Origin of the sequence: Pseudomonas sp. UBA4194 (assembly GCF_002379585.1) — a bacterium.
Lineage (GTDB): Bacteria > Pseudomonadota > Gammaproteobacteria > Pseudomonadales > Pseudomonadaceae > Aquipseudomonas.
In genome coordinates this window covers 69,257-78,339 of sequence record NZ_DFUE01000052.1, presented here as the reverse complement: position 1 = coordinate 78,339, position 9,083 = coordinate 69,257, and the positions used below count along the sequence as shown (strand labels likewise).

At 62.0% G+C, this 9,083-nt stretch carries 7 protein-coding genes; all 7 read left to right on the top strand.

The window, feature by feature from the left end; translation table 11 throughout:
* Positions 1–402 precede the first annotated feature (402 nt).
* Entirely contained in the window at positions 403–816 is a 414-nt protein-coding gene (locus tag B3397_RS13835; RefSeq protein ID WP_296250986.1) for an NADH-quinone oxidoreductase subunit A, read from the top strand.
* 10 nt (positions 817–826) lie between these two features.
* Positions 827–1,501 (top strand): NuoB/complex I 20 kDa subunit family protein, encoded by a 675-nt coding sequence (locus B3397_RS13830; protein WP_296250984.1) that lies wholly within the window; start codon positions 827–829, stop codon positions 1,499–1,501.
* Between the two features lie 78 nt (positions 1,502–1,579).
* Entirely contained in the window at positions 1,580–3,367 is a 1,788-nt protein-coding gene (nuoC, locus tag B3397_RS13825; RefSeq protein ID WP_296250982.1) for an NADH-quinone oxidoreductase subunit C/D, read from the top strand.
* Between the two features lie 2 nt (positions 3,368–3,369).
* Positions 3,370–3,867: an NADH-quinone oxidoreductase subunit NuoE gene (gene nuoE, locus B3397_RS13820; protein WP_043190097.1), complete on the top strand. Its 498-nt coding sequence runs from the start codon at positions 3,370–3,372 to the stop codon at positions 3,865–3,867.
* Positions 3,864–5,222: an NADH-quinone oxidoreductase subunit NuoF gene (gene nuoF, locus B3397_RS13815; protein ID WP_296250980.1), complete on the top strand. Its 1,359-nt coding sequence runs from the start codon at positions 3,864–3,866 to the stop codon at positions 5,220–5,222. Before nuoE ends, nuoF begins: the two co-directional genes overlap by 4 nt.
* 130 nt (positions 5,223–5,352) lie before the next feature.
* Positions 5,353–8,070: an NADH-quinone oxidoreductase subunit NuoG gene (nuoG, locus tag B3397_RS13810; protein ID WP_296250978.1), complete on the top strand. Its 2,718-nt coding sequence runs from the start codon at positions 5,353–5,355 to the stop codon at positions 8,068–8,070.
* Entirely contained in the window at positions 8,067–9,074 is a 1,008-nt protein-coding gene (gene nuoH / locus B3397_RS13805) for an NADH-quinone oxidoreductase subunit NuoH (protein WP_296250976.1), read from the top strand. Before nuoG ends, nuoH begins: the two co-directional genes overlap by 4 nt.
* The last annotated feature ends 9 nt before the right edge of the window (positions 9,075–9,083 follow it).

Genomic DNA, 9,083 nt, shown 5'->3' with positions numbered 1-9,083 from the left:
GGGGACCATTCACCGCAGATTTACGATCCTGCAATAGGGGACGCGGCTTACGCCGCTGCTACAGTAATATCCCACTAAATTAGTCGGGCACACTTAGGGGTAACTATCATACAACTAGTAGTGCAGCCACTCAAACGCTATCAATTATCATTTGGTTTAACCGTATTTCTTTCCGAAAAAAAGAAACATAGTTACCAAACCCGCCTCCGCTCCACACAAACCGCTACCTTGAGCTACATTGAGTCAGGCTATGTGCGTAATCATACGAATTAATTTGCGATCGCAAATTTACTTGCCGGTGTTTTACCCATAAAATCAGCCCGATTGATCTGCTGCGACATATCGTCACTGCGACACTCCATTCAACCCAGGGGGTGAATTTCCCCTGCTAAGGACACCAGCATGCCCGACACGACAGGACTCATCGCCCACAACTGGGGCTTTGCCATCTTCCTTCTCGGTGTTGCCGGTCTGTGTGCCTTCATGCTCGGGCTGTCCAGCCTGCTGGGCAGCAAAGCCTTCGGGCGCAGCAAGAACGAACCCTTTGAATCCGGCATGCTGCCGGTCGGCAGCGCCCGTCTGCGCCTTTCCGCCAAATTCTATCTGGTCGCGATGCTGTTCGTGATCTTCGATATCGAAGCCCTTTTTCTCTTTGCCTGGTCTGTGTCCGTCCGCGAAAGCGGCTGGACCGGATTCGTCGAAGCTCTCGTTTTCATAGCAATTCTGTTGGCAGGTCTTGTCTACCTTTGGCGAGTGGGGGCTCTCGACTGGGCGCCCGAAGGTCGCCGCAAGCGGCAAGCGAAGCTGAAACAATGAGGCTTTGGCAATGCAATACAATCTCACCCGGATCGACCCCGATGCTCCCAACGAGCAGTATCCCATTGGTAAAAGGGAAACTGTTTCCGACCCCCTAGAAGATCAGGTTCACAAGAACATCTTCATGGGCAAACTCGAAGATGTCCTCAACGGCGCCGTCAACTGGGGTCGCAAGAATTCCCTGTGGCCGTACAACTTCGGTCTCTCGTGCTGCTATGTGGAAATGACCACGGCCTTCACGGCGCCCCACGACATCGCCCGCTTCGGCGCCGAAGTCATCCGGGCATCGCCGCGTCAGGCCGACTTCATGGTCATCGCCGGCACCTGCTTCATCAAGATGGCGCCGATCATTCAGCGCCTCTACGAGCAGATGCTTGAACCCAAGTGGGTCATCTCCATGGGTTCGTGCGCCAACTCCGGTGGCATGTACGACATCTACTCGGTGGTTCAAGGGGTCGATAAATTCCTCCCCGTGGACGTCTATGTGCCTGGCTGCCCGCCGCGCCCTGAAGCTTTCCTGCAAGGCCTGATGCTGTTGCAGGAGTCGATTGGCCAAGAGCGTCGCCCGCTGTCCTGGGTCGTCGGAGATCAAGGCGTGTACCGCGCCGAGATGCCGTCGCAGAAGGAACAGCGCCGCGAACAGCGTATCGCGGTAACCAACCTGCGCAGCCCCGACGAAGTCTGATCCAGCTCTTGTCACGCCTATAACAACAGCACAAGAACCCTGGCTTCAAACCGTAGTTGACCGATAGCGACCGAGACCATGACAACAGCGGACACCGCTCTGTATATCCCGCCCTACAAGGCTGACGACCAAGACGTGGTCGTCGAACTGAACAATCGCTTTGGCCCTGAGGCGTTTCTGGCCCAGGAAACCCGCACCGGCATGCCGGTGCTGTGGGTAGCGCGCGCCAAGCTGGTTGAAATCCTCACGTTCCTGCGCAACGTGCCCAAGCCCTACAGCATGCTCTACGACCTGCATGCCGTGGACGAGCGCCTGCGCACCCATCGCCGCGCCATCCCTGGCGCTGGCGACTTCACCGTGTTCTACCACCTGCTCTCGGTAGAGCGAAACAGTGACGTGATGCTCAAGGTGGCCCTGAACGAGGGCGACCTGAACCTGCCTACCATCACTCGCATCTGGCCCAACGCCAACTGGTACGAGCGTGAAGTGTGGGACATGTTCGGCATCGACTTCGCCGGTCATCCGCACCTGACTCGCATCATGATGCCACCCACCTGGGAAGGTCACCCGCTGCGCAAGGACTACCCGGCGCGCGCGACCGAGTTCGATCCGTTCAGCCTGACCCTGGCCAAGCAGCAACTCGAGGAAGAAGCCGCACGCTTCAGACCTGAGGACTGGGGCATGAAGCGCTCCGGTGCGAACGAGGACTACATGTTCCTCAACCTGGGCCCGAACCACCCCTCGGCGCACGGTGCGTTCCGCATCATCCTGCAGCTGGACGGTGAAGAGATTGTCGACTGCGTGCCCGACATCGGCTACCACCACCGTGGCGCCGAAAAAATGGCCGAGCGCCAATCGTGGCACAGCTTCATTCCCTACACCGACCGGATCGACTACCTGGGCGGGGTGATGAACAACCTTCCCTACGTGTTGGCCGTCGAAAAGCTGGCCGGCATCACTGTGCCGCAGAAGGTCGACACCATCCGCATCATGATGGCCGAATTCTTCCGCATCACCAGCCACCTGCTCTTCCTGGGTACCTATATCCAGGACGTGGGCGCCATGACGCCGGTGTTCTTTACCTTCACCGACCGGCAGAAAGCCTACACCGTGATCGAAGCCATCACCGGTTTCCGCCTGCATCCGGCCTGGTACCGCATCGGTGGTGTGGCCCACGACCTGCCGCGCGGCTGGGAGAAACTGGTCAAGGACTTCGTCGAATGGCTGCCCAAGCGCCTTGACGAGTACACCAAGGCTGCCCTGCAGAACAGCATCCTCAAGGGCCGCACCATCGGTGTCGCCGCCTATAACACCAAGGAAGCGCTGGAATGGGGCGTCACCGGTGCCGGCCTGCGCTCTACCGGTTGCGACTTCGACCTGCGCAAGGCGCGTCCGTACTCGGGCTACGAGAACTTCGAGTTCGAAGTGCCGCTGGGCCACAACGGTGATGCCTACGACCGCTGCATGGTGCGTGTGGAAGAAATGCGCCAGAGCATCAAGATCATCGACCAGTGCATGCGCAACATGCCCGAAGGCCCGTACAAGGCGGACCACCCGCTGACCACGCCGCCGCCCAAGGAGCGCACGCTGCAGCACATCGAAACCTTGATCACGCACTTCCTGCAGGTTTCGTGGGGCCCGGTGATGCCGGCCAACGAATCCTTCCAGATGATCGAAGCGACCAAGGGCATCAACAGTTATTACCTGACGAGCGACGGCGGCACCATGAGCTACCGTACCCGCATACGCACCCCAAGCTATCCGCACCTGCAGCAGATCCCTTCGGTGATCAAAGGCAGCATGGTCGCGGACTTGATCGCGTACCTGGGTAGTATCGATTTCGTTATGGCCGACGTGGACCGCTAAGCATGAACAGCACGCTTATCCAGACAGACCGTTTCGCCCTCAGCGAAACCGAGCGCTCGGCCATCGAGCACGAGCTGCATCACTACGAGGACCCGCGCGCGGCGTCCATCGAGGCCTTGAAGATCGTCCAGAAGGAACGGGGCTGGGTGCCGGACGGCGCGCTCTATGCCATCGGCGAGATGCTGGGCATTCCGGCCAGCGACGTCGAAGGCGTAGCTACCTTCTATAGCCAGATCTTCCGCCAGCCGGTGGGCCGCCACATCATTCGCGTCTGCGACTCGATGGTGTGCTACATCGGTGGCCACGAGTCGGTGGTCAGCGAGATTCAGAGCAAGCTGGGCATCGGCCTGGGCCAGACCACTGCCGACGGCCGCTTCACCCTGCTGCCGGTGTGCTGCCTGGGCAATTGCGACAAGGCGCCGGCCCTGATGATCGACGATGACACTTTCGGTGATGTCCAGCCTGCTGGCGTTGCCCAACTGCTGGAGGGCTACGTATGAAGCTCACCTCATTCGGGCCGGCCAACACCATCGCCCGCGCCGCTGAAACCCACCCGCTGACCTGGCGCCTGCGCGACGACGGCGAGCCGATCTGGCTGGACGAGTACCAGGCCAAAGACGGCTACGCCGCGGCGCGCAAGGCGTTTGCCGACATGTCCCAGGACGACATCGTCCAGACCGTCAAGGATTCCGGCCTCAAGGGCCGCGGCGGCGCGGGCTTCCCTACCGGGGTGAAGTGGGGCCTGATGCCCAAAGACGAATCCATGAACATCCGTTACCTGCTGTGCAATGCGGATGAGATGGAACCCAACACCTGGAAAGACCGCATGCTGATGGAGCAACAGCCCCATCTGCTGATCGAGGGCATGCTGATTTCCGCCCGCGCCCTGAAAGCCTATCGCGGCTATATCTTCCTGCGCGGCGAGTACACCACTGCCGCCAAGCACCTCAACCGCGCGGTCCAGGAGGCCAAGGCCGCCGGCCTGCTGGGCAAGAACATCCTGGGTTCGGGTTTCGACTTCGAGCTGTTCGTGCACACCGGTGCCGGCCGCTACATCTGCGGTGAAGAGACCGCGCTGATCAATTCCCTGGAAGGCCGCCGCGCCAACCCGCGCTCCAAGCCGCCCTTCCCTGCCGCCGTCGGCGTGTGGGGCAAGCCCACCTGCGTGAACAACGTCGAAACCCTGTGCAACGTGCCTGCCATCGTCGGCAATGGCATCGACTGGTACAAGTCGCTGGCCAAAGAAGGCAGCGAGGACCATGGCACCAAGCTGATGGGCTTTTCCGGCAAGGTCAAGAACCCCGGCCTGTGGGAATTGCCGTTCGGCATCACCGCCCGTGAGCTGTTCGAAGACTACGCCGGCGGCATGCGCGATGGCTTCAAGCTCAAGTGCTGGCAGCCCGGCGGCGCAGGCACCGGCTTCCTCCTGCCTGAACACCTCGACGCACAGATGTATGCCGGCGGCATCGGCAAGGTGGGCACCCGTATGGGTACCGGCCTGGCCATGGCGGTGGACGACAGCGTGAACATGGTGTCCTTGCTGCGCAACATGGAAGAATTCTTCGCCCGCGAGTCCTGTGGCTTCTGCACACCGTGTCGCGACGGCCTGCCTTGGAGCGTCAAGCTGCTGCGCGCCATCGAGACCGGCAACGGCCAACCTGGGGACATCGAAACCCTGCTGGGGCTGGTCGGCTTCCTTGGCCCGGGCAAGACGTTCTGTGCACACGCGCCGGGTGCCGTGGAGCCTTTGGGCAGCGCGATCAAATATTTCCGGCCGGAGTTCGAGGCAGGCATCAAGCCCGCCACGCCTGGCAGCCTGACCCAGGTAGCCACCCCTACCCTGGCCGGCGCATAAAAGACTGCAAGCCCGGTGGCCCGTGCCACCGGTATCACCCGTTGACGCGCCTACCTGTGCTGCGCCGGGTGAATAACAAGATTTCCATTAGCCACGCCCGCTGACAACGGGCCAACGAAGAACTTGAACCATGGCCACTATCCACGTAGACGGCAAAGCGCTCGAGGTCGATGGCGCAGACAACCTGTTACAGGCCTGTCTGTCCCTGGGCCTCGACATCCCGTATTTCTGCTGGCACCCGGCGCTGGGCAGCGTCGGCGCCTGCCGCCAGTGCGCGGTCAAGCAATACACTGACGAGAACGACACCCGGGGTCGCATCGTCATGTCCTGCATGACCCCCGCCACCGACAACACCTGGATCTCCATCGACGACGACGAATCCAAGGCGTTTCGCGCCAGCGTGGTCGAATGGCTGATGACCAACCACCCGCACGACTGCCCGGTGTGCGAGGAAGGCGGTCACTGCCATCTGCAAGACATGACCGTGATGACAGGCCACAACGAGCGCCGTTATCGCTTCACCAAACGCACTCACCAGAACCAGGAACTGGGGCCTTTCATCGCTCACGAGATGAACCGCTGCATCGCCTGCTATCGCTGCGTGCGCTTCTATAAGGACTACGCTGGCGGTACCGATCTGGGCGTCTACGGCGCCCACGACAACGTCTATTTCGGACGCGTCGAAGACGGCACCCTGGAAAGCGAGTTCTCCGGCAACCTCACCGAGGTCTGCCCTACCGGTGTGTTCACCGACAAGACTCACTCCGAGCGTTACAACCGCAAGTGGGACATGCAGTTCGCCCCGAGCATCTGCCACGGCTGCTCCAGCGGTTGCAACATCAGCCCCGGCGAGCGCTACGGCGAACTGCGTCGGATCGAGAACCGCTACAACGGCTCGGTCAACCATTACTTCCTGTGCGATCGCGGCCGTTTCGGCTACGGCTACGTCAACCGCAAGGATCGTCCGCGCCAGCCGCTGCTCGCCGAGGGCAACCGCAAGCTGAGCCTGGACGACGCTCTGGACAAGGCTGCCGACCTGCTGCGCGGCCGTAACATCGTCGGTATCGGTTCGCCTCGCGCCAGCCTGGAGAGTAACTACGCGTTGCTCGAACTGGTCGGCGCCAAGCATTTCTACAGCGGTATCGAAGCCGGTGAGCTCACCCGCATTCGCCTGGTCCTGCAAGTCCTGAAGGACAGCCCCCTGCCGATCCCGAGCCTGCGCGAAGTGGAAGACCACGACGCTGTGTTCGTGCTCGGTGAAGACCTCACCCAAACCGCCGCGCGCATGGCCCTGGCGCTGCGCCAATCGGTCAAGGGCAAGGCCGAGGCCATGGCCGAAGCGATGCGCGTGCAGCCATGGCTCGACGCCGCGGTGAAGAACATCGGCCAGCACGAGCTGAACCCGTTGTTCATCGCCAGCCTGACCGACACCAAGCTGGACGACGTCGCCGAAGAATGCGTGCATGCCGCACCTGAAGACCTGGCCCGCATCGGCTTCGCCGTTGCCCACGCTATCGACCCCACCGCTCCGGCGGTGGCAGGCCTGGATGCCGAGGCCGTGGAACTGGCTCAGCGTATCGCCGACGCTCTGGTCGCCGCGCAACGCCCCTTGATCGTCAGCGGTACCTCGTTGGGCTCCAACGCCCTCATCGAAGCCGCCGCCAACATCGCCAAGGCCCTCAAGGCCCGTGACAAGGCCGGCTCGCTGAGCCTGATCGTGCCGGAAGCCAACAGCCTCGGCCTGGCCATGCTCGGTGGCGATTCGGTGGATGACGCCCTGCAAGCCATCATCGACGGCCATGCCGATGCGTTGGTGGTGCTGGAAAACGACCTGTACACCCGCGTCGATGCGGCCAAGGTCGATGCGGCGCTGGCTGCTGCCAAGGTGATCATCGTTGCCGACCACCAGCACACCCGCACCCTGGAGCGCGCTCACCTGGTGCTGCCCGCGGCGAGCTTCGCCGAAGGCGATGGCACCCTGGTCAGCCAGGAAGGCCGCGCCCAGCGCTTCTTCCAGGTTTTCGACCCGGTCTATCTGGATGCCAGCATCCTGATTCATGAAGGCTGGCGCTGGTTGCATGCCCTGCGCAGCACCCTGCTCAACAAGCCGGTGGACTGGACCCAGCTGGATCACGTTACCGCCGCGGTCGCCAACAGCGCCCCGCAACTGGCGCGTATCGTCGATGCGGCGCCGTCGGCTTCGTTCCGCATCAAAGGCCTGAAGCTGGCTCGCGAACCGCTGCGGTACAGCGGTCGCACCGCCATGCGCGCCAACATCAGCGTTCACGAACCGCGCACTTCGCAGGATACCGACACCGCCTTCTCGTTCTCCATGGAAGGCTACTCGGGCTCGGTCGAACCCCGTCAGCAGGTGCCGTTCGCCTGGTCGCCGGGCTGGAACTCGCCGCAGGCCTGGAACAAGTTCCAGGACGAAGTGGGTGGTCACCTGCGTGCCGGTGACCCCGGCACTCGCCTGATCGAAACCCAGGGCGACAGCCTGGGCTGGTTCGCCAACGTGCCGGCGGCCTTCTCGCCCGCTCGCGGCACCTGGCAGGCAGTGCCGCTCTATCATCTGTTCGGCAGCGAAGAGAACTCTTCCCGCGCCGCACCGGTGCAAGAGCGCATTCCTGCCGCCTACGTGGCGTTGGCCAAGTCCGAGGCGGACCGCCTGGGCGTCAACGACGGGGCGCTGCTGAGCCTCACCGTCGCCGGTCAGGCGCTGCGTCTGCCGTTGCGCGTCACCGAGGAACTGGGTGCTGGCCTGGTAGGCCTGCCCTCCGGCCTGGCCGGGATTCCTCCGGCGTTCGCCGGCGCATCCGTAGAAGGCCTGCAGGAGGCAGCACAATGACCTGGTTCACCCCTGAAGTGATCGACATCATCATTGGTGTGGTCAAGGCTCTGGTCATCATGCTCGCGGTCGTGGTCTGCGGTGCATTGCTCAGCTTCGTCGAACGACGTCTGCTGGGTTGGTGGCAGGACCGTTACGGCCCGAACCGGGTCGGTCCGTTCGGCATGTTCCAGATTGCCGCCGACATGCTCAAGATGTTCTTCAAGGAAGACTGGAACCCGCCTTTCGTCGACAGGATGATCTTCACCCTGGCGCCGGTGGTGGCGATGAGCGCCTTGCTGATCGCCTTCGCGATCATCCCGATCACCCCGAGCTGGGGTGTTGCGGACCTGAACATCGGCCTGCTGTTCTTCTTCGCCATGGCGGGCCTTTCGGTGTACGCCGTTCTGTTCGCTGGCTGGTCGAGCAACAACAAGTACGCCCTGCTGGGCAGCTTGCGGGCCTCGGCGCAGACCGTGTCGTACGAAGTGTTCATGGGCCTGTCGCTGATGGGCATCGTGATTCAGGCCGGCTCGTTCAACATGCGCGACATCGTCGAGTACCAGGCGCAGAACCTGTGGTTCATCATTCCGCAGTTCTTCGGCTTCTGCACCTTCTTCGTGGCTGGCGTGGCCGTGACTCACCGTCACCCCTTCGACCAACCGGAAGCGGAACAGGAACTGGCCGACGGCTACCACATCGAATACGCCGGCATGAAATGGGGCATGTTCTTCGTCGGTGAATACATCGGCATCATCCTGATCTCGGCCTTGCTGGTGACGCTGTTCTTCGGCGGCTGGCACGGACCGTTCGGCATCCTGCCGCAACTGTCGTTCATCTGGTTCGCTCTGAAAACCGCGTTCTTCATCATGCTGTTCATCCTGCTACGCGCTTCCATCCCGCGCCCTCGGTATGACCAGGTGATGGATTTCAGCTGGAAGTTCTGCCTGCCACTGACCCTGATCAACATGCTGGTGACCGCCGCGATCGTGTTGTTGAACACGCCCGCCGGCACGGTTCAGTGAGGAATTGAC